Annotated in this window: 18 protein-coding genes; 8 read left to right on the forward strand and 10 right to left on the reverse strand. The window is 74.2% G+C overall.

Translation table 11 applies throughout. The annotated features are described in order from the left end of the window. Positions 1-236: 236 nt before the first annotated feature. The gene (locus ACFFHC_RS00710; RefSeq protein ID WP_379802525.1) at positions 237-1,895 is read right to left on the reverse strand and encodes an alkaline phosphatase D family protein; all 1,659 of its coding nucleotides are present in this window, start codon (positions 1,893-1,895) and stop codon (positions 237-239) included. Between the two features lie 138 nt (positions 1,896-2,033). Continuing rightward, positions 2,034-3,533 (reverse strand): peptide MFS transporter, encoded by a 1,500-nt coding sequence (locus ACFFHC_RS00715; protein WP_070705794.1) that lies wholly within the window; start codon positions 3,531-3,533, stop codon positions 2,034-2,036. Between the two features lie 262 nt (positions 3,534-3,795). Here ACFFHC_RS00715 and ACFFHC_RS00720 point away from each other — a divergent pair, with 262 nt between their 5' ends. Both ACFFHC_RS00720 and ACFFHC_RS00725 read left to right on the forward strand, forming a co-directional pair. Then, on the forward strand, positions 3,796-4,530 hold the full coding sequence (locus ACFFHC_RS00720) for a CPBP family intramembrane glutamic endopeptidase (RefSeq protein WP_141494847.1): 735 nt from the start codon (positions 3,796-3,798) through the stop codon (positions 4,528-4,530). Between the two features lie 103 nt (positions 4,531-4,633). Further along, positions 4,634-6,181, forward strand: coding sequence for a DUF2867 domain-containing protein (locus ACFFHC_RS00725; protein ID WP_101849114.1), 1,548 nt, complete (start codon positions 4,634-4,636; stop codon positions 6,179-6,181). 111 nt (positions 6,182-6,292) lie between these two features. On the opposite strand, the gene ACFFHC_RS00730 is transcribed toward ACFFHC_RS00725, so the two are convergent. Further along, a complete protein-coding gene (locus tag ACFFHC_RS00730) occupies positions 6,293-6,973 on the reverse strand; it encodes a mechanosensitive ion channel family protein (RefSeq protein WP_379802526.1) in 681 nt (226 codons plus the stop codon). A 142-nt stretch (positions 6,974-7,115) separates the two neighbouring features. Here ACFFHC_RS00730 and ACFFHC_RS00735 point away from each other — a divergent pair, with 142 nt between their 5' ends. From ACFFHC_RS00735 to ACFFHC_RS00755, 5 genes are all read left to right on the forward strand, one after another. Next, entirely contained in the window at positions 7,116-8,093 is a 978-nt protein-coding gene (locus ACFFHC_RS00735) for a quinone oxidoreductase family protein (protein ID WP_101849116.1), read from the forward strand. Positions 8,094-8,321: 228 nt separating this feature from the next. After that, positions 8,322-9,389 carry an ABC transporter ATP-binding protein gene (locus ACFFHC_RS00740; protein ID WP_101849117.1) on the forward strand — a complete coding sequence of 356 codons (1,068 nt, stop codon included), beginning with the start codon at positions 8,322-8,324 and terminating at the stop codon, positions 9,387-9,389. Further along, on the forward strand, positions 9,386-10,141 hold the full coding sequence (locus ACFFHC_RS00745; protein WP_083323689.1) for an ABC transporter permease: 756 nt from the start codon (positions 9,386-9,388) through the stop codon (positions 10,139-10,141). Before ACFFHC_RS00740 ends, ACFFHC_RS00745 begins: the two co-directional genes overlap by 4 nt. Continuing rightward, the gene (locus ACFFHC_RS00750; RefSeq protein ID WP_379802527.1) at positions 10,138-11,274 is read left to right on the forward strand and encodes a sensor histidine kinase; all 1,137 of its coding nucleotides are present in this window, start codon (positions 10,138-10,140) and stop codon (positions 11,272-11,274) included. Before ACFFHC_RS00745 ends, ACFFHC_RS00750 begins: the two co-directional genes overlap by 4 nt. Further along, positions 11,271-11,876: a response regulator transcription factor gene (locus ACFFHC_RS00755; protein WP_070705788.1), complete on the forward strand. Its 606-nt coding sequence runs from the start codon at positions 11,271-11,273 to the stop codon at positions 11,874-11,876. Before ACFFHC_RS00750 ends, ACFFHC_RS00755 begins: the two co-directional genes overlap by 4 nt. A gap of 48 nt (positions 11,877-11,924) precedes the next feature. On the opposite strand, the gene ACFFHC_RS00760 is transcribed toward ACFFHC_RS00755, so the two are convergent. Together ACFFHC_RS00760 and ACFFHC_RS00765 are read right to left on the reverse strand one after the other, a co-directional pair. Continuing rightward, a complete protein-coding gene (locus ACFFHC_RS00760) occupies positions 11,925-13,145 on the reverse strand; it encodes an ATP-grasp fold amidoligase family protein (RefSeq protein WP_379802528.1) in 1,221 nt (406 codons plus the stop codon). A gap of 47 nt (positions 13,146-13,192) precedes the next feature. Continuing rightward, positions 13,193-13,750, reverse strand: a complete 558-nt coding sequence (locus ACFFHC_RS00765; RefSeq protein ID WP_237769823.1) for a BCCT family transporter — start codon at positions 13,748-13,750, stop codon at positions 13,193-13,195. A 231-nt stretch (positions 13,751-13,981) separates the two neighbouring features. Between ACFFHC_RS00765 and ACFFHC_RS00770 the strand changes: the two genes are divergently transcribed. After that, the gene (locus ACFFHC_RS00770) at positions 13,982-14,560 is read left to right on the forward strand and encodes a hypothetical protein (protein ID WP_070705779.1); all 579 of its coding nucleotides are present in this window, start codon (positions 13,982-13,984) and stop codon (positions 14,558-14,560) included. A gap of 74 nt (positions 14,561-14,634) precedes the next feature. Here ACFFHC_RS00770 and ACFFHC_RS00775 read toward each other — a convergent pair whose 3' ends face one another. Genes ACFFHC_RS00775 through ACFFHC_RS00795 form a run of 5 tightly spaced genes read right to left on the reverse strand, consistent with a single transcriptional unit; the run spans position 14,635 to position 20,679 of the window. After that, entirely contained in the window at positions 14,635-15,984 is a 1,350-nt protein-coding gene (locus tag ACFFHC_RS00775) for an ATP-grasp fold amidoligase family protein (RefSeq protein WP_379802529.1), read from the reverse strand. Positions 15,985-16,044: 60 nt separating this feature from the next. After that, the gene (locus ACFFHC_RS00780; protein WP_083323429.1) at positions 16,045-17,256 is read right to left on the reverse strand and encodes an ATP-grasp fold amidoligase family protein; all 1,212 of its coding nucleotides are present in this window, start codon (positions 17,254-17,256) and stop codon (positions 16,045-16,047) included. Between the two features lie 47 nt (positions 17,257-17,303). Next, complete coding sequence (locus ACFFHC_RS00785; RefSeq protein WP_379802530.1) at positions 17,304-18,887, reverse strand: alpha/beta hydrolase fold domain-containing protein; 1,584 nt, start codon at positions 18,885-18,887, stop codon at positions 17,304-17,306. Between the two features lie 33 nt (positions 18,888-18,920). After that, positions 18,921-19,730, reverse strand: coding sequence for a type I 3-dehydroquinate dehydratase (gene aroD, locus ACFFHC_RS00790; protein WP_379802531.1), 810 nt, complete (start codon positions 19,728-19,730; stop codon positions 18,921-18,923). Between the two features lie 4 nt (positions 19,731-19,734). Next, positions 19,735-20,679 carry an alpha/beta hydrolase gene (locus tag ACFFHC_RS00795; RefSeq protein ID WP_070705708.1) on the reverse strand — a complete coding sequence of 315 codons (945 nt, stop codon included), beginning with the start codon at positions 20,677-20,679 and terminating at the stop codon, positions 19,735-19,737. Between the last annotated feature and the right edge of the window lie 205 nt (positions 20,680-20,884).

Genomic DNA, 20,884 nt, shown 5'->3' on the forward strand with positions numbered 1-20,884 from the left:
GGCACACGGACCATCACCTACCACCCACGACGACCCGGACAACCATGGAGGACGGACACCCCACCCCGAGGGACACCCGGTGGGCCGCCCGACGGGTCACGACGCCGCTCGCTCTCGGAAGGAGGCAGGACGTGACGCGCGGACAGCACACGCCGGGAGCCCGGCGCAGGACCGTCCTGCACCGGGCTCCGCGTGCCGCCGCGCCGTCCCGGGAGGGCCCGCGGGAACGCGCTGGGTCAGGCGCTCTGCAGCCCGCGCACGCCGTCGGACAGGCGGAAGGTGGCGTCCGTGCGCACGGCACCGCCCATCGTGCTCACGCGGTCGACCGCGCGGAAGGTGCCGGTCAGGGCGTCGGCCGCGAGGTCCAGGCGCAGGTAGCCGCGCGTGGTCTCGTGATAGCGCATGTGCGGGTTGTCCGCGTCGCCGGTGAAGGCGGAGTCCTTGCTGTCACCGCCGGAGGTCACCGACGTGGTCACCAGCTCCGAGGCGATGGTGGTGCGGCCCGAGTCGGTGGTGCGCCACAGGTCGCTCGCGAAGGACTCGTGCACGTCACCGGTGAGCACCAGCGGGTTGCGGGCACCGGACCGCTCGATGCTGGTGAGCAGGCGGTCCTTGGCGGCCACGTAGCCGTCCCAGGCGTCCTGGTTGGTCATGAAGCCGGGGCCGGCCATCATGTCGTACTGCGCCACCATCACCTGCTGGCCGAGCACGTCCCAACGGGCACCGGAGGAGCGCAGGCCCTCGTCGAGCCAGGCCTCCTGCGTGGAGCCCAGCATCGTGCGGCGGGTGTCGTAGGTGGCCGGCACCGGGCCCACCCAGCCGGTCTGGTCGGAGCGGTACTGGCGGGTGTCGAGCATGTGGAAGGTGGCCATGCGACCCCACGTGAGGCGGCGGTACAGGTGGATGCCGTCGGCCGTGGGCACCGAGGTGCGGCGCAGCGGCATGTTCTCCCAGTACGCACGGAAGCCCGCGGCGCGACGCTCGAGGAAGGCCGGCGTGCGGCCGAACACCTCGTGGTACTCCGCGGCCCAGTCGTTGTCGATCTCGTGGTCGTCGAAGACCACCACCCACGGGGCGGTGGCGTGCAGGGCCTGGAGGTCGGCATCGGTCTTGTACAGGGCGTGGCGGCGCCGGTAGTCGGCCAGCGTGTGGATCTCGGCGCCCACCATCCTGCGGGCCACGCCGGACTTCACCGGGTACCCGCCCGGGCCGTGCTCGTAGATGTAGTCACCCAGGTGGAGGACCATGTCGGGCGCCTCGTCCGCGAGGTGCCGGTAGGCGGTGAAGAAGCCGTGCTCCCACTGCGCGCACGAGACCACGCCGATGCGGGCCGGGCGGTCGCTCGTGGGCGCCGGGGCGGTGCGGGTGCGACCCACCGGGGAGACGTGCGATCCCACGCGGAAGCGGTAGGCGTACCAGGCGTCGGGACGCAGCCCGGAGAGCTCGATGTGGACGCTGTGGCCCACGGAGGAGTCGGTGGTCACGGACCCGCGGCGCACCATGGTGCGGAAGGTCTCGTCGGTGGCCAGCTCCCACTCCACGGTGGTCCTCGTGGACGCCGTGAGACCACCCAGGCCGTCGGCGGCCACCGGGTCCGGGGCGATGCGGGTCCACAGCACCACGCCGTCGGGCGTCGGGTCACCGCTGGCCACCCCGAGGCGGAAGGGGTAGGCGTCCCCGGCGGCCGCGGTGCCGGTGAGCAACGGCGAGGCGCCGAGGACCGCCGCGGCAGCACCCGAGGCGAGCACCAGGCGGCGCGAGGGCGCGGTGGCGGGGGTGTGGGTGGGGCCGACAGCAGTCGGGTCGGCGGAGGTGACCGAGGCCGCGGAGGTCGAGGAGTGCGTCGCGGCACTCCGCACGGTCAGGGCATGGGAGGTCTGTGCAGGGGTGCGCATGGCGGCACAGTGTGTACCGGGCACGTGGCACCGATCTGGTCCATGGGTGAATCCGGGGTGAACGCTGGGCAAGGACTTGCCCACGACGCCGGTGGCCCGCCACGCGAGCGCGCAGCGGGCCACCTCAGGAGCGTCGGGTCAGTGCGCCAGGCGCTCCGGCTCGGCGTCGGCCATGAGGCGCGACACCTTGGGCACGAGCAGGAACAGCAGCAGGCCGAACACGATCGCGATGCCACCGGTGGTCAGGAAGAACACGTGGTCCTCCATGCCCTCCATGGCCAAGATCAGCTGACCGGCGATGGACTGGCCGGTCGCCGAGGACAGGAACCACAGCGCCATCGCCTGCGAGGCGAACGCCTTGGGCGCCAGGGACGCCGTCGCGGACAGGCCCACCGGGCTGAGGCACAACTCGGCGACGGTCTGCACCACGAACACCAAGACCAGCACCCACACCGGGCTGGTGGCACCGGGGAAGGTGAGCGAGGCCCACGCCAGGAAGATGAACGTCAGGCCCACGATGGACACACCGAGGGCGATCTTGGCGGCGGTGGACGGGAACTTGCCGCTGCGGGCGGCCCACAGCATCGCGAAGAGCGGCGCCAGGACGATGATCGAGATGGGGTTGACCGACTGGAACCACTCCGGGTTCCACTCGAAGCCGAGCGAGCCCAGGTCGGTGCGGTTCTTGCCGTAGCTGGCCAGCTTGACGGCGGCCTGCTCGAAGATCATCCAGAACGCCACGGCGGCCAGCCAGATGGGCAGGTAGGCCCACAGGTGCTTGCGCTCGACCGGCTCCACCTTGGAGCTGCGGAACATCGTGACGAAGTAGGCGACGGAGGCCACCAGCGACAGGATGAAGATGCCGTCGGCGATCGCCTCGGGCCAGGTCTCGCGCCACAGGCGGGCCACGCCGATGGCGGCGGCCACCAGGGCCAGCAGCCCCAGCGCGAGCACGGGCACGCGGCGGCGCTCCTCGGAGGACAGCGGGTTGGGGACGCGGATGGACTCGTCGGCCAGCGTGCGCTTGCCGATGAGGTAGGCCACCAGCGCCACGGCCATCCCGACCGCGGCGGCCGCGAAGCCCGCGTGGTAGCCCCAGTGGCTCTTGAGCCAGGCCACCACGAACGGCGAGAAGAACGCGCCGATGTTGATGGACATGTAGAAGATCGTGAACGCCTGGTCCTGGCGGACGTCGCGGTCGTCGTAGAGGTGGCCCACCATCGTGGACACGTTGGGCTTCAGGAAGCCGGTGCCCAGCGCGACCAGGACGATGCCCAGCCACGAGAAGAGGCTGCCGGGAACCGCCAGCGAGATGTGGCCGGCCATGATGACCACGCCGCCCAGCAGCACGCTGCGCTGCGGACCGATGAGGCGGTCGGCGGCCCAGCCACCGATGATCGACAACAGGTAGACGGCGGCACCGTAGGTGGCGACGATCGCCTCACCGACGCTGTCCTGGAGACCGAGGCCTCCATTGGCGACCGTGTCGACGATGTAGTAGAGCAGGATGGCGCGCATCCCGTAGTAGGAGAAGCGCTCCCACAGCTCGATGTTGAACAGCGTCGCCAGTCCCCGGGGGTGCCCCAGGAAGCTGCGGTCGTTCTCGGCCTTCCCCGTGGTGTGCACGGCGGTACTCATGGGTCTCCTCACCCTTCGTGTCGTCTCCGCAGGGGCGTGATGGAGCCGGTCCCCGGCGGGCCGCCGCGCAGTAAACCACAGACACAGGGTGATTCAGGACACAGAGGGGCGGGGCCGTGGGGCGCGGCCGGCGCCGGCCAGGGTGGGGGGCGACGCGGGTCTTCGCGCCGGCCTGGGTGTGGGGGCGAGGCGGGGCGCCGTGGATCACGGGTGTGGCCGTTGCGCACGGGACACGGGGACGGGCCGCACCTACCCTTGTGGCATGCGCACCCCCTTCGACCCGCTGGTCCGCGAGCTGCGGCACTTCGGCAGTGCGCAGTTCGTCGACCAGGTGCCGCGGGACCACCGGGTGACCACCGCGGAGCTCCGCCGTCGACAGCTGGTGGTGGCCTGCACGCTGCTGGTGGGGATCGTGTTCCTCGGCTGGTCGCTGCGCTCGGCGCCGGGGGCGCCGTCGTTCTACGGAGCCGCCGCCGCACTGGCCGTGACCTGGACCGCCGGCTCCTTCGCCTCCGGACCGCTGCACTTGGGGCGCAACCACACCCGGTCCGGCCAGCACTACGTCCGCCCGGTGGTGCAGCCGGTGCTGGTGGCCCTGGGGATCATCGTGGTGTTCGTCGTCGGAGCCCTGGTGGCCGCCCGCATCCCACTGCTGGAGGAGAGCGTCAACGCGGTGCTCGACCACGCCCGATTGGGCTACCTGCCGTTGGTGGTCGCACTGGCCCTGGTGAACGGGGTGGCCGAGGAGCTGTTCTTCCGGGGGGCGCTGTACTCGGCCACGCCCCGGCACCCGGTCACGGTGACCACGGTGGTCTACACGCTCACCACGATCGCGACCGGGTCGCTGGGCCTGGTCCTGGCCGCCGCCGTGCTCGGTCTCGTGGTCGGCCTGCAACGTCGGGTCACCGGCGGTGTGCTGGCACCGGTGATCGTGCACTGCGTGTGGTCGCTGGGGATGCTGCTGGTGCTGCCGACGCTCATGGAACGCGCGGTCTGAGTGCACCCACGGGCCGGGCGTGAGCGCGCACCGGCCTGGCGTGAGCGCGCACCGGCCTGGCGTGAGCGCGCACCCCACCCCAAGCGCCCCTACGCTGAGGATCATGGACACCGCCGCCACCGGACCACAGATCCGCCCCTCGACCGCTGATGGCACGACGTCCGGGACCGCCACCACCCCCGGGATCGCGCTGGTCACCGGTGCCACCGGGTACATCGGCTCCCGCCTGGTGCCCGCGCTGCTCGCCACCGGGTGGCAGGTGCGGGTGCTGGCCCGCTCCCCGGCGAAGCTCGAGGGCCGCCCCTGGGCGGACCGGGTGGAGGTCAGCGCCGGGGACGCGACCTCGGATGAGGACCTCGCCGAGGCCCTGGACGGCGTCGACGTGGCCTACTACCTGCTGCACTCCATGGACGGCGAGGGGCACTTCATCGAGCGCGAGCAGGCGATGGCCACCACCTTCGCCGACGCCTGCGACGAGGCGGGGGTGGGCCGCATCGTCTACCTGGGCGGCATGTACCCCCTGAACGAGCCGCTCTCGGAGCACCTGTACAGCCGCAAGGCCGTGGGCGACGTGTTCCTGGCCGCCCGCACCCCGGCCGCCGTGCTGCAGGCCGCCGTCATCGTGGGTGCCGGCTCGGCGAGCTTCGAGATGATCCGCCACCTCACCGACCGGCTGCCGGTGATGGTGGCTCCGGCCTGGCTAGCCAACCGCATCCAGCCGATCGCCGTCGCCGACGTGCTGCACTACCTGGTGGGCGCCGCGTCGCTGCCGACCGAGGTGAACCGGGCGTTCGACGTGGGCGGTGACGAGGTGCTGGAGTTCCGCGACATGCTGCAGCGCTACGCACAGCGTGCCGGTCTGGCGAGGCGCCGCATCGTGCTGGCGCCGGTGATGACCCCGTGGCTCGCCAGCCACTGGGTGGGCGTGGTGACCCCGGTGGATGCCGGGGTGGCCAAGCCGCTGGTCGGCTCTCTGGTGCACGAGGTGGTGGTCAAGGACGGGCGCGCGCTGGAGCAGTTCACCGGCGCCCCGTCCGGCGGCCACACGCCGTTCGACACCGCCGTGGACCGCGCCCTGGACCGGTCCGATGCGGTGGACGCCCCACCGGTGGGCGAGGACGACCTGGCCGAGGACCCCGCCCACGCGACGCCCGCCGACCCGGCCTGGGTGGGCCGTCAGCCGCGGACCGAGACGTGGCGCACCGCCGTGGACGCCCCGGCCGACCGGGTGTGGGAGGTCGTCTCCTCCCTGGGCGGGCAGACCGGGTGGTTCGTGCCGGACTCGCTGTGGTCGATGCGGGGTCGCGTCGACACGCTGGCCGGCGGCCCGGGGCACCGCCACGTCCGCGACCACGCCGACCTGCGCGAGGGCGACCGGGTGGACTCCTGGCGCGTCGAGGAGGTGGGCGACCAGAACGGTGGGCGGTCGGTGCGGCTGCGCTCGGAGATGCGTCTGCCGGGCACCGCGCGCCTGCGGTTCACCGTCACCCCCGCGCCGGGCGACGACGGGCGGTCGGTGTTCGAGCAGGAGGTCGTGTTCGTGCCCCGCGGGCTCGGCGGGGAGGCCTACTGGTGGGGCCTGTTCGCCGCCCACCACGCCCTGTTCACGCAGATGCACGAGGGCATCGTCAAGGCCGCGAACCGCGGCTGACACGGAGGCTGCCCGACCGGTCGTGGCGCGCGGCGGCGAGCGCTCAGCGCGGGGTCGCGTCGGCGCCGGCGCGGCGGACGGTCTCGTCCAGCGTGACGCCCGCCTCGACGGTCACCACGCGCTGACCAGGCCGATCCCCTCGGCCGCGAACGCCCGCAGCACCGCGCGGATCACCGCGTCCTTGGCCTCCCGAGTCTCGAGCTGCCGGGCGCCGGACCAGAAGGGCAGCTCGGTGGTGACCGCCCCGGTGACCACCTCGGCGGCCAGCACCTGCGGCGCCGGGTCGGCGTGCACCTGGGGGACCGACAGCATCGCGGCCAGAGCCACCTCGCGCGCCCGGTCCTGGTCGGTGGCGAGGTCCAGGTCGACCGTCACCGTGGTGCGCACCCGTTCGTACCCGGTCTGCACGGTCACCACCTGGGAGGGCACCAGGCTGTTCGGCAGCAGCAGCTGCCGGCTGTCGAACGAGCGGATCACGGTGGAGCTCAGACCGATGTCCTCCACCGTCCCGCGCACGTCTCCCACGTGCACCTGGTCGCCGACGTTGAACCGGTCGCGGGCCAGGATGACGATGCCGGCGAACATGGTGCCCAGCACCGTCTGGAAGGCGATACCGGCGGCGATCGAGACGATGCCGATGCCACCGATGATGTCCACCGGCTTGATGCTGGGGAAGACCATCGTGAACGCCACGCCGAGCGCCAGGAGCGCCACGGCCCACCCGACGATGCTGCCGAACACCCGCACCGCCGAGGCGCCCCGACCGCAGGCCCGCAGCACCCAGCGGACCACCAGGCGGGCACCAGACCCACGGCCAGCACCACGGCGCCCAGCAGCAGCGCGTCCAGGGTGATGACCGGCAGCCGCAGGGCCTCCAGAGTGGACTCGGCGTCATCCATGTCCTGACCGCAGTGGGCGTGGCAGGCTGGGGCCCATGCGCCACATCACCTTCTCCGAGCACGGCGGTTCCGAGGTCCTGCAGGTCACCGAGTCCCCCGACCCCACCCCGGGGCCCGGTGAGGTCGTCGTCGAGGTGGCCCGGGCGGGCGTCAACTTCATCGACACCTACTTCCGTCAGGGCACCTACCCGGTGGAGCTGCCCGCCACGGCCGGCAACGAGGGTGCGGGGCGGGTGGCGGCCGTCGGAGAGGGCGTCACCGACGTGGCCACTGGCGACCGGGTGGCCTGGTGCCTGGTGAACGGGCAGGGCTACACCACCCACGCGGTGGTGCCGGCCGAGAAGGTGGTGCCGGTGCCCGACGGCGTCTCCGACGAGCAGGCCGTGGCCGCCCTCGTGCAAGGCACCACCGCGCACGTCCTGGCCCGCGAGGTGTGGCCGCTCGAGGCCGGCGACACCGTGCTCGTGCACGCGGTGGCCGGCGGCGTGGGGCTGCTGCTCACGCAGATGCTGACGGCCGACGGCGTGGAGGTCATCGGCACCTGCTCCACGGACGCCAAGGCCGAGGCGGGCCGCGCGGCCGGCGCGGCGCACGTGGTGCGCTACGACCGTGAGGACGTGGCCGACCGGGTGCGGGAGATCACCGGTGGGCGCGGGGTGAAGGTGGCGTTCGACGGCGTGGGGGCCAGCACCTTCGACGCCTCGATGGCGAGCCTGTCCCCCCGCGGCCTGCTGTGCCTGTTCGGGGCCGCGAGCGGACCCGTGCCGCCGGTGGACCCGCAACGGCTCAACGCCGCCGGGTCGGTCTACCTGACGCGGCCGACCCTGCACACCTTCGTGAGCACCCGCGAGGACCTGCTGCGGCTCACCGGGGACGTGCTCGCGCAGGTGGCCGACGGGTCGCTGCGCCTCACCATCGGCGAGACCTACCCGCTGGCCGAGGCCGCCCGCGCCCAGGACGACCTCGCCGGGCGCCGCACCAGCGGCAAGTTGCTGCTCGACCCCACCGCCTGAGCCGGCACCCTCCGGGGACCTCTCAGACCCACCGCGACGTCGTAGTGGGTCTGAAAGGTTCCCGGAGGTGTGGGGCCCGCGAGGAGGGGCGCGGAGGGCAGGGGGCGCGGCGGGGATCAGCGGCAGAAAGGCGCACGGCCGGCGCAGCGGGCACCCATGACTGCCGTCACGGTGAGGACGTGACGGCAGGGGCAGGTGCCAGGAGGCCCGCCGCAGCACGGTGGGTCCATGGACACCCCCACCACCGCCCCGACCCAGCGACCACACCCTGACGCGGCGCCCACGACCGCCGGCGCCGCCCCCGCCAACGCCGCCAGCACCTCTGGCGCACCCTCCGCCGGTGACCCGGTGCTGGAGCTCGCCGGCGTCACCAAGGCGTTCGGCCGGGGCACCCGGCGCGTCGAGGCCGTCCGCGGCGTGGACCTCACGCTCCGCCGCGGCGAGGTGGTGGCCCTGCTCGGCCACAACGGTGCCGGCAAGTCCGTGACGCTCGACCTGGCCATGGGTCTCCAGGCCCCCGATGCCGGCACGGTGCGCCTCTGCGGTGAACCACCGGCCACCGCGGTGCGTCGCGGCCGCCTCGGCGCGATGCTGCAGACCGGCTCCCTGCTCACCGACCTCACCGTCGCCGAGACCGTCCGCGCCGTCGGCGCTCTGCACCGCACCACCCGCCAGCGCTGCGAGGAGGTCATGGCCCGCACCGGCCTGGACCCCCTGGCCGGCCGGCGCGTCGGCAGGTGCAGCGGTGGCGAGCAGCAGCGCCTCCGCTTCGCCCTGGCCCTGCTGCCCGACCCCGACCTCCTCGTGCTCGACGAGCCCACCGCGGGCATGGACGTCACGGCACGCCAGGAGTTCTGGGGCACCGTCACCCAGGAGGCGCACGCCGGGCGCACCATCGTCTTCGCCACCCACTACCTCGCCGAGGCCGAGGAGTACGCGCCCCGCACGGTGCTCATGGCCAGCGGGCGCGTCATCGCCGACGACGCCACCGCCGCCGTGCGCAACCGGGTGCCCGGCCGCATGCTGCGCTGCACGGTGCCCCGGGCCGATGCGGTGCTGGGCACCCTGGCGGGCGACCCCACCGTGGTGGACGCGCGCGCCACCGCCGAGGACCGCCTCGAGCTGCGCACCACCGACTCCGACCGCCTGGCCGCCCTGGCCCTGCAGCAGTGGGGCGCCCGCGAGCTCGAGGTGGTGCCGCTGGGCCTCGACGAGGCCTTCGCCGAGCTCACCCGCACCGCCAGCACGAGCACCGCCAGCACCCCGTCCGCAACGACCCCCAGGAGCACCCCGTGAGCATCCCGTTCTCCCCCACCTACCTGCGCATCGACACCGTGCGCATCCTGCGCAACGTCTCCAACCTCGTGTTCACCATCGGTCTGCCGGTGTTCATGTACCTCGTGTTCTCCAGCGGCCAGACCGGTGACTTCCAGCTGCCCGGCGGCAACGGCGCCGCCCTGGTGGCGGTCAACCTCGCCACCTACGGGGCGTGCACCGCATGTGCGGCCATCGGCGCCCTGACCGCCTGGGAGCGCCAGCAGGGCTGGACCCGCCAGGTGCTGCTCACCCGACTGAGCCCGGTCGGGTTCGCCGTGCAGAAGCTGCTCACCGCCCTGCTCGTGGCCGCGGTGCCGATGGTGGTGGTGCTCGGCATCGCCGCGTCCACCGGCGCCGAGGCGTCCTGGCAGACCTGGCTCACCGCGGGCGTGACCGGCTGGCTCGGTTCCTCCCTGTTCGCCCTGTTCGGCCTGCTCGTGGCCCTGGTGATGCGGTCGGACTCGGCCATCGGCATCGCGTCCGGGTCGCTCGTGGTGTTCGCCTTCCTGGGCAACATCTTCATGCCCCTCTCGGGCTGGCTGCTCGACCTGGCGCGCTTCACGCCCATGTTCGGCGTGGCCAACGCGGCCAGCCGCCCCGTCACCCACGGGTGGCTCGATCGGACCACCCAGGTGCCGCTGTGGCAGCCGTGGGCGACGATGGGCGCATGGTTCCTGGTGCTGGGGGTGGCGTGCGCCCTGATGATGCGGCGGACGGGCGGACGGGCGTGAGCTCCCCCGCCGCCTCCGGTCCCGACCCGTGGCAGCGCTGGTCACTGGCCATCGCCCTGTCGTTCATGGTCTTCCTGGTCTTCCCCGCCATGGCCGCCTTCCGGGCCCCCGTCGGGTGGGAGGCGCAGGGGCTCACCCTGGCGGCGGTGCTGGCCTTCGCGGTGGTCTACCTCGTGGGCTACTCCGAGTGGCGCCCGTGGCTGGTGCTCTGCGCCCTGCTCGCGCTCACCGCGGCCACCGTGCCCGTGCTGGGCCCCGGCGCCCTGGGCCTGGTGCCCTACGTGGGCGTGCACTGCGCCCTGCAGCTGCCCCGCCCGGCCCACCTGCCCGTCGCCCTGGGCGCGGCCGCCACCCCGCTGCCGATGCTGCTCACCCCCTGGCCCGATGCCGCGTGGTTCGCCCTCCTGACCCTGCCGGTGACCTCCGGGATGCTCGCGGTGCGCCAGATGATCCACCGCGGCACCGAGCTGCAGGAGGTGGAGACCGCCTGGGCCGTCTCCGCCGAGCGCGAGCGCGTGGCCCGCGACGTGCACGACGTGCTGGGGCACTCGTTGACCGCCATCGTGCTCAAGGCCGACCTGGCCGAGCGCCTCATCGGCCGGGACGACGAGCGCGCCCGCGCCGAGGTGGCCGAGGTGGCCGCGCTCGCCCGCACCGCCCTGGGCGAGGCGCGCTCCACCGTGGTGGGGCTGCGCTCGCCGCAGGTGGAGGCCGAGCTGGACCGTGCCGCCGACCTGGCCCGCAGCGCCGGCGCCGTGCTGGCCGTGGAGGGCAGCGCCACCGCCGTGCCGCCGCGCTTCCGCCCCGTCACCGCGTGGGTGCTCCGCGAGGCCGTGACCAACGTGGCCCGCCACGCCGGGGCCGCGCACGTGACGGTGCGCCTGGCCGCCGACCGGGTGGAGGTGCAGGACGACGGTCGTGGCCTGCCCGAGGGGGCTGACACCGCCGAGGGCTCGGGCATGCGCGGCATCCGCGAGCGCGTGGCCTCCCTCGGGGGCACCGTCACCTGGTCCGATGCCGCTCCCGGCACCCGGCTGGTGCTCACCTTCCCGACCGGCGCGGCCTCGCCGACCGGTGCCGCGCCGGCCGGCGGCGCGACGACCACCCCGACCCCGCAGGAGGCCCCCCGATGATCCGTGTGCTCGTGGTGGACGACCAGGCCCTGGTGCGCGGCGCCCTGGCGGCCCTGCTCGACCTGGAACCCGACCTGCACGTGGTGGGCCAGGTGTCCGACGGCCCGTCCGCCGTGCAGTTCGCCGCCGAGCAGCCGGTGGACGTGGTGCTGCTGGACATCGAGATGCCCGGCGGGAGCGGCATCGACGCCCTGCCCGAGCTGGTGGGCCACCCCGAGGGGCCCCGCGTGCTGGTGGTCACCACCTTCGGCCGGCCGGGTTACCTGCGCCGCGCCCTCGACGCCGGGGCCAGCGGCTTCGTGGTCAAGGACTGCCCGCCGGCCGAGCTGGTGGAGGCCGTGCGTCGCACCCACGCCGGGCTGCGCACCGTGGACGCCGAGCTGGCCGCGGCCTCGATGCTGGCCGGCCCCAACCCGCTCACCCCGCGGGAGACCGACGTGCTGCGGCTGACCTCTGCCGGCAAGGGGGTCGCCGAGATCGCCGGCGAGCTGTTCCTCTCGGCCGGCACGGTGCGCAACCACCTGTCCTCCGCCATCGGCAAGACGGGGGCACGCACCAGCGCCGGGGCGGCCACCACGGCCCGCGAGAACGGCTGGCTGTAGGAGCCCTCAGCCACGCGGGTGTCGGGCCCCGCGTGGGCGCACCCGCGCTCAGGCGCCGGGCAGGAACTCGCGCAGCAGCTCCGGCACGGGGTGGTCCCCGGCCACCAGACCGTACGGACGTGCGCCGGTGTAGAGGTCGGACTCCAGGCGCACCTGGGCGCGCTCCCACAACCGCCCGAAGCGCACGTCGTCCTCGGCCCGGAGGTACTGGTTCCCACCGGGGCCGAGGGTGAGCTCGCCCATGACGACACCGCGGGTGGTGGCGTACAGGTCCACCCGGAGGAAGGGCAGGGGCGCCACCCTCGACAACCTGCGGGCGGTCTCCAGGATCTCCGGCAGCTGGGGTGAGAGCGGGATCGACTGGTCCACGCGCTCCTTGCGCCACACGGCATCCCGCCCCTCATGGTCGAAGTAGCGGAAACGCACCCCCTCGGAGAACCCCTCCACCCCGAAGTGCGTGTGGGTGCGGCGCACGAAACCGCCGCCGATCTCGCCGTAGAAGCAGTACACCTTGTAGTCGTGGGGGATGCTGCCGGACCCGTCGTCGCCCACGAGCATCTCCTCGGCGTACCAGGGGCCACGGAGTCCCGGCCTCGACGTCACCCAATCGATCACCTCGGACGCGCTGAGGCTGCGCGAGGAGTCGTCGGTTACCTCGTAGCGGTCGGGGTGACCCGGCTGCCGCCGCAACGGGATCACCCCCCGGCTGCCGGCGCTCCGGTTCGCCTTGAGCACGAAGGTGTCGGGCAGGCCCGAGAGGTCGATCTCCTCGGGGGCGCGCCAGAGTCCGTGGATGGTCGGCACGCCGATGCCGTGGCTCGCCGCCAGCGCGAGGGCCGACAGCCGGTCGGACACCACCGGCCGGGGGTGAGGCAGACCGGTCTGCTGGACGGCATACGTGTACCGGCGCACCTCGAAGAGCTTTGCCACGAAGCTCGCGTATGCCCGAGGGTCACCCTTCTTCGTGCCACCGGTGTTGCGGAAGCCGGCGCTGCGCAGGCGGTCCTGCACCGCAGGTGGCAGCACCGCCCGGGGCATCGCGTTGGGGGCGTCGACCACCGCCCGCATCGCGCTGGCCTGTTCGAGACGGCCCCTCACCCGGGTGAGCTCGGAGCGCACCTCGGACAGCTCCGCGTGGGCCCGGGACAGTTCGTCCTCGCGTTGCGAGAGCTGGCCCCCGCATCGGGCGAGCTGCTCCTCCAGCTGCCTCCTGCGCTCCGCTCCAGGGCGCAGTCGTCGGGCCAGGGAGCGGAGCCGGGAGGAGGTCATGGGGCCAGAGGTTATCCCTGGGGGCACTCCCGCGGCGCGTCGTCGGCCTACTCGTTCGTCTCGTCGTCGTACGCCACCGGCTCGCCGTCCTCGTCGGTGCGCTGGTACCAGGCCGTGTACTCCTCGGCGGTGGACTCGAAGTCCCGGCCGGCCGCCCACTGCCCGGCCTCGCCGTGCGCCGGCTCCACCGCCAGCTTGCAGTCGTCGCCGTACTCGGTGACGCCCTCGCGCACCGCGTTCTCCAGCGCCTGCTGCCGGAACTCGCGGCGGATCATCATCGGGTCGGTGGAGAAGTCGCGCAGCACGGCCACGCACATGCCGATCATCACCACGGCGAAGGGCAGCGCCGAGACGGTGACCAGGTTCTGCAGGCCGGTGAGGGCCGTGGCCCCGCCGATGAGCAGGATCACCACGGCGATGCCATTGAACAGCCAGCCGAGGTTGGCCATGACCCAGGTGAGCATGGCGGTGGTCACGCGGGTGACCTGCGCGGCATCGGACAGCCCCCAGGCGATGAAGGCCAGCACCGCGGCGGCGGACGTGCCGAGCACCACCTTGTCGATGCCGTAGCGCACCTTCTGGTCCTCCACCGAGACACCGGGCACGATCGCCGGGTGGATTCTGTGCGGGTAGGAGACCTCGCGCAGGAACCGGCGCCGGCGGCCGTGGGGGTCCGGGGTGGCGGCGTGCGCGCCGGCGGCGTCACGGCGTCGGGGTCCACCGGTGGGTGGGGTGGGTATGGGGTGCCTCCGGGGGTCGGTCGGGGTCGACCCCACGGTATGTCCCGGCCGGTCGCGGATTGGGCCCACTCCGCGCCCGGGTGCTAGGCAGGGGGGATGAACACCGCACCGAGCACCGGACCCGTCCGCACCTCGAAGCGCCTGCTGGCCCTCGCGGTCCTGCCCGCCGCCCTCGCCCTGGGCGCCTGCGGCGGGGGTGAGGAGTCCACCGGGACGAGCACGAGCCCCTCCGCCGAGGCCCCGGCGGAGACGAACGCGGAGACGCCCGGCGGGGAGTCCGCGCCCGGCGGGGAGTCCGTCGACGCCGAGGGCTCCGCCGCCCCGGAGGACGCCGGGTCCGACCCGGAGTCCGACCCGTCGGAGGCGGCTGCCGGCCAGGACGGCGCCCTGGACATCGCGACCTTCAAGGACATGGAGGGCATCGACACGAAGGTCAAGAAGCTCTCCGCCACGGACGCCTGCGGCTACTGGCAGGGCGCCATGAGCGACCCGGCCTCCCTGGACGCACCCGCGGAGGGCGCGCAAGGCCTCAAGGACCTGGCCAAGGTCTCCCCGCCGGCGGTGGGCAAGGCCCTCACCGGCCTGGCCGGGGCGATGGAGAAGGCCAAGGGCCCGCAGGACCCGAAGATCGGCCAGCAGCTGGGCAAGGTCGAGCAGGCCTGCATGGGCGGCTGACGCCCGTCCTCGACGCGAGGGGCCGCACCCGGGTGGGTGCGGCCCCTCGCGTGCCTGATGGCGTGTCCGGCGGCTCAGGCCTTCTTGGGCAGGTAGCGTCGCAGCACCTCCGGCACCGGGTGGTCGCCGGCCAGGATGGCGTAGGGGCGCCCGTTGTGGGCCAGGTCGATCTGCAGGCGCATCTCGGCCTCCTCCCACATGCGGCCCAGGCGTGCGTCCTGCAGCGGCAGCAGGTCGGTGACGTGGCTGCCGGGCATGAGGGTGATCTCCCCCATCACCACGCCCTGCGGGGTGCCGTACAGGTCCACGCGCACGAACGGCAGCGGCACCGCCCGGGAGAGCACCTTCGCGGCCTCGAGCATCTCCGGCAGCAGCGGGCTCAGCGGCACGTCACGGCGCGAGGCCCCGGTGCGCATCTCGATGTCCTGCCCCTCGCCGTCCACGTAGCGGAACTCCTGGGCGTCCATCCAGCCCTCGGCGCCGCGGTGCATCGGGGCGTGGCGGGTGAAGGCGAAGCCCACCTCGCCGTAGAACGAGAAGAACTTGTAGTCCATGGGCAGGCCGACCCCGCCCACGTCGGAGACGAGCAGCTCCTCGGCGAACCAGGGGCGGGAGAGCTTCTTGTCCGTGGTGAGGTTGTGGATGATCTCCGCGCCGGTCAGGCGGCGGCGGGTCTCGTCGGCCACCTCGTAGGTGTCGGCCAGCCCGGGCACGCGCCGCACCGGGTAGACCCCGCGCGAGCCGGCGCCGCCGTTGGACTTGAGCACGAACTCGTCCGGCAGGCCCGCCAGGTCGATCGCCTCGGGGGTGCGCCACACGGCGTGGACGTGCGGCGGACGCACCCCGTGGCTGGCGGCCAGGGCGAAGTTCTCGAGCTTCTTGGGGATCTGGCGGCGCGGGTGGTTCTTGAGCCCCTGGTCGGACAGGCGCTTGCGGTAGCGGCGGGCCTCCAGCAGGTGGGTGGCGAAGCTGCCGTAGGCGCGCGGGTCGCCGGCGGTGGTGCCCGCCGAGGGCTCGTGCCCGGCACGCTTCAAGGCCTTGACGAGGTCGCCGCCGAGCTCGGCGCGGGGCGCGGCGCCGTCGGCGTCGCGGACGAGTGTGGTGTGGGTGCCCAGCTGCTTCTGGCCGCACGGCAGCTGGATCGGGTCGGGGCGCCGGGTGGCCTCGCGGAGGCGCTCGACCTCGGCCTCGGCGGCGCGTGCCCGCTCCTCGGCGGCACGGCGGGCCTCCTCGGCATCGGCCAGGCGGGCCTCGAGCGTCTCGGCGGACCGCGCCCGGGCGGTGGCGCTGCCCTCGAGCTCGGCCGCACGCTGCTCGGCGGCGCGGCGGGCGGCCTTCTCGGTGCGGGCGGTCTCGCGCCACTCGGCGATCTTCTCGTCACGCCACTTGATGGCGGGCAGGTCCCGCAGCGTCTGTCGGAGCATGGGTGCAGGGTAGGCCGCCGCGCACCACCGCGCCGCCCTCCCGCGGGGGGAGGGCGCCGCTCAGTCGGCCTGGGGCAGGTAGGGCCGCAGGATCTCCGGCACCGGGTGGTCGCCGGCGATGTTGCGGAAGGGCCGGCCGTTGTTGGCCAGGTCGATCTGCAGACGCATCTCGGCCTCCTCCCACATCAGGCCCAGGCGCGCGTCCTCCAGCGGGAAGACGTGCTGGCTGCCACCGGGCACCAGGGTGATCTCCCCCATCACGATGCCGCGGGTGGTGCCGTAGAGGTCCACGCGCACGAAGGGCAGGGGAACGGCCTTGGAGAGCACCTTGGCGAACTCCACCATCTGCGGCAGCTTCGGGGAGAAGGGGATGTCGGTCTGCGAGGCCGGGTCGCGGCGCAGCGGGATGTCGCGGCACTGGGCGTCGAAGTAGCGGAACTGCAGGTTCTCCTGCCAGCCCTGCGCGCCCCGGTGCATGGGGGCGCGGCGCGCGAAGCCGTAGCCCACCTCGCCGTAGAAGGCGTAGATCTTGATGTCGGCGGGCAGCGGGTCGTCGCCCACGTCGGCCACCAGCATCTCCTCGGCGAACCAGGGGCCCAGCAGCTTGCGGTCGGTGGTGAGGTTCCTGACCACCTCGGCCCCGGTGATCCGGCGGCGTGTGGTGTCGTTGACCTCGTAGAGGTCGCGGGCGGCGTCCACGCGGCGCAGCGGATACACCCCGCGCGAGCCCGCGCCCCCGTTGGACTTGATGACGAACTCCTCGGGCAGCTCCGAGAGGTCGATCTCGTTCTTGCGGGTCCAGATGCGCAGCACATTGGGCGGCTGCACGCCGTGGCTGGCACCGAGCGCCAGGTTCTGCAGCTTCTTGGGGATGGCGCTGCGCGGGTGGTTGCGCAGGCCCTGGCTCTGCAGGTGCATCCGGCGGCGGCGGGCCTCGTAGAGGTGGTCCACGAAGCTCGGGTAGGCGCGCGCGTCGCCCGGGGCGGCGCCGACGGTGCCGGGGTACCCGGCATCGTTCAGGGCCTTGACCTGACGGCGGGAGAGTTCGGCGCGCGGCAGGGTGCCGGGCTTGTCGCGGGTGAGGGTGGCGCCGTCGAGGTCGTCGCCGGGCTCCACTCCGGTGACGCCGGCCGAGGCACCGCGGAGGCGCTCGATCTCGGCCCGGGCCTCGCGGAGCTCGGCCTTCTGCTGACGGGCGAGCTCGCGCCACTCGTTGATTTTCTCGTCACGCCACTTGATGGCGGGCAAATCACGCAGGGTGCGTCGGATCATTCTCCGGACACTACCGGCCGATGCGGGCCCGACCGCACCAACGCGCCTCAGTCCACGCCGTGGTCGGCGAACCAGGAGGCCACCCGGCCCAGGTGGCGGTCCCCGGTCCAGAAGGCCGGCTGGGAGTGGTCGGCGCCGGGCACCACGTCGAGGCGGGAGTCGACGCCCTTGTCGCGCAGGGCCTCGTGCATCTGGCGTGACTGGGCGGCGGGGGCCACGCAGTCGGCGTCGCCGTGCAGCAGGTAGGTGGGGGCCGTCCTCGGGCTGGCCAGGGCTACGGGCGAGGCGGTGCGGCGCAGCCGGTCGCGCACGGCGGGGTCGGTGGCGTCGTGCATGAGGATGTGGTCCTCGGCGGCCGTGGCCTTCGGGCAGCCCATGGCCCGGCGCTGCTTCTTGCCGGTGAGCGGATCGTAGATGCCGAAGTAGCCGACCACGGCGTCGACCGTGCCCGGGTGCGTGGCCGACTCCAGCGCCACGAGGTGGCCCCCGGCCGAGTCGCCGAAGAGGCCCACCTGCCGGCCGGCGCCCTGGCTGCGGGCCTTCTTCACCGCAGCGGTCACGCCGGCGTGCACGTCGTCCTTGGTGGCCGGCCAGGGGTGCTCGTCGGCCTTGCGGTACTCCACGGTGGCCACCCACAGGCCCTGGTCGTGCAGACGCTGCACCACCCGGTTCTTGCGGGAGGACTCGTCCATGAACGCGTCGGCGCGGCCGCCCACCCAGCCGCCGCCGTGCACGAGCACCACGACGTCCCGGCCGGGCTCGCCGGGCAGCAGGGCGTACTTCTGCTCGGCGGCGTCGCCGTAGTGGTACCAGTCGCTCCAGCCCTCGTCCGGGCTGGTGGGGCCGGACTCGCTGGGGCTCGTGCTGGAGGGGTCGGTCGGGTCGCCGGGCCCGCTGTCCGAGGGGGTCGGGGCGGAGTCGGTGGGGGCGGGCTCGTCCGTGGTCGGGGCCGAGTCGGTGGGGGCGGGCTCGTCCGTGGCCGGGGCCGAGTCGGTGGGGTCGGGCTCGTCCGTGGCCGGCGCGGTGTCGGTGGGGGCCGGCGCCGTGGGGTCGGTGGGCGCGGGATCCCCCGGGGCGGACACGGTGCCGCCGGACGGGGTGGGCGACGAGGTGGGCGCCCCCTCGGTGGGCTGCGTGGTGGTGGGCGCCGACGCACCGGGCTGCCCCGGGTCCACGACGGGGTCACCGGGCTGGGGGGCGCCGGGGGCGGAGCCGTCGGTTCCGCCGTCCGTGGGCTGCCCCGTGCCCGGGTCGTCGGACTGGGCGGACGTGCCCGGCTGGCCCGACGCGGCGGGCTGCTCCGGTGCGGGCGCGGCACCAGCACCGTCGTCGGGGTCCCCGACGCTGCCCGCTCCGTCCTCGCCGCCGGTCGCGGCCGGGTCACCCGGCTGGCCGGGCGCAGCGCTCGTGCCCTCCGCCGACGGGCCGGGCTGCGCCCCCTCGTCACCGGCTGCACCGTCACCGGAGGCGACCTCCGACGCGGCGGGCTGCCCCTCTCCCCCGGACGGCGCCGCGGTGACGGCCGTGGTGGGGCCGGCAGCCCCCTCGCCCGGGAGGCCTCCGCCACACCCGGTGACGGTCAGGGCGGCACACACGGCGAAGACGGTGGTCTGCATCGGGGAGGTGGTCACGACGGTCCTCTCGGGCAGGGGTTCTCGGGACGGTCAGGGGGCGGGCGGCTCGTCTCCCGGCCCGCACAGGCCCTCCACCGTAGCCGCCACCAGGTGCACGTCGAGCTGCCCCGGCGCGCTGGCCGCGCCCGCGTGGGCGAAGGTGAGGAACCCGCCACAGGCCGGCCCCACCAGCCGGGTGACCTGCCCCGCCGCGCCCATGCCCAGCATCGCGACGGGGACGCCCGAGGTGCTCACCCGGTCCAGGACGGCGAGCAGCTCGAGGGCCGCCGGGGTGTCCGCGGGCGTGGTGGCGAGCTTCACCGCATCGGCCCCGGTGGCGCGCAGGTCGGCCACCTGCTGCTCCAGCTCGGCCTCCGGCGCCTGGCCGGACCAGTCGTGGTGGCTCACCAGGCGGGGCATGCCGGCGGCGCGGAGGGCGGCCAGGGCGGCGTCGCGCTGCGGGTGGTCGAGCTCCACGTCCACGAGGTCCACCCCCGGCAGGTCCGCGAGTCGCTCCACGAGGGCGAGGTACTCCTGCGGCGTGGCGTGCCCCTCGCCGCCCTGCCCGGCGGTGCGGTAGGTCACCAGCAGCGGCACCCCGTCCAGGGCCTCGACGAGGCGTGCCAGCAGGTCCGGCAGGTCGGTGAGCAGGTCGGCCACCGGCGCGGCGAGGTGGTCCACCCGCCACTCCACGAGGTCGGCCAGGCCCGAGCACGCCCGCGCGGCCGAGGCCAGCACCTCCTCGGGGGTGGAGCCCATCACGGGCACGGCGACGGCGGGGGCACCGGGGCCGAACGAGCGGGCGCCCACCCGGACGCGGGGGACGGGGGCGGTCTCGGTGGCGCGGTCGGCGGAGCTCATCGCCTCAGCCTGCCGCGCCGGAGGCGGCCCCAGCGGCCGGGGCGTGCTCGTCCACGAAGTCCAGCACCGCCGGCAGCGTGGTGCCGTCGGTGAACGCCGGCCCGCCGTGCCCCTGGCCCGGCAGGCTCACCAGCTCCACCGGCACGTGCGCGTCGGCCAGGGCGTCGTGCATCTGCTGCGACTGCTCCGGCGGCACGATGCAGTCGTCCTGGCCGTGCAGCAGCACCATCGGCGGGGAGTCCGGGGTCACCCGGTGCACCGGCGAGGCGGCCCGGGCGCGCTCCAGCTGCTGCGGGGTGGTCGGCTCGGTGCCGAACACGTTGGGTGCCCCCACGTCCACCTGCGGGCAGCCGCGGGCCGTGCGCTGGCCGGCCGAGGTGGTGAAGTCGTGCAGCCCGTAGTACGCGGCCACCACGTCCACCTCGCGCGGGTGCGTGGTGCCCTCCAGGGCGGCCAGGTGCCCGCCGGCGGAGTCGCCCGCCAGCAGCAGGCGGTCGTCGGCGCCCTGCTCGCGCGCCGCGCGGACGGCGTGGCGCGTGGCAGCGTGCACGTCGTCGGCGGTGGCGGGCCACGGGGCGCGGTCGGCGTACCGGTACTCCACGGCGGCCACCCACCACCCGTCGTCATGCAGGGCGCGCACCAGGGCGTTGAGGGGCGATGCGGGGTCCACGTAGGCGCCGGCGGTGCCGCCCACCCAGCTGCCGCCGTGCACGAGCACCGCCACGCCGCCGTCCTGCTCACCGGGCAGCATCAGGTAGCGCTGCCGCTCGTCGGGGCCGTAGGACACCCAGTCCGACCAGGTGGCCGCCTCGCCGTCCGGTGCGGTGACGGTCGGCGGCGAGGCCGGGTCGGGCGCGGTGGGGCCGCCCCCGTCGTCGGAGCACGCGGCCAGCACGAGGCAGGCGGCGGTGAGCGAGGCGAGGGGGGCGAGGCGGTGGCGGGTGGGCACGGTGTGAGTGTCGCGCCCTCGGCCGGGTCGTTCCAACCCGGGACGTCGCCCCTGCTCGCCTATCCTTCGCTCGATCGACCAGACGCCCCAGGAGCCACACCCCACCGGCGGGCCCGACCCGGGGAGACCACGTGACCACCGCGCGCCGCCGCACCCCCGCACGCTCCGTCGCCCCGGTGAGCGGCCGAGGACGACGCCCCGCCCC

The sequence above is a fragment of the Kytococcus schroeteri genome, from assembly GCF_042433515.1.
GTDB classification, from domain to species: Bacteria; Actinomycetota; Actinomycetes; order Actinomycetales; family Dermatophilaceae; genus Kytococcus; species Kytococcus schroeteri.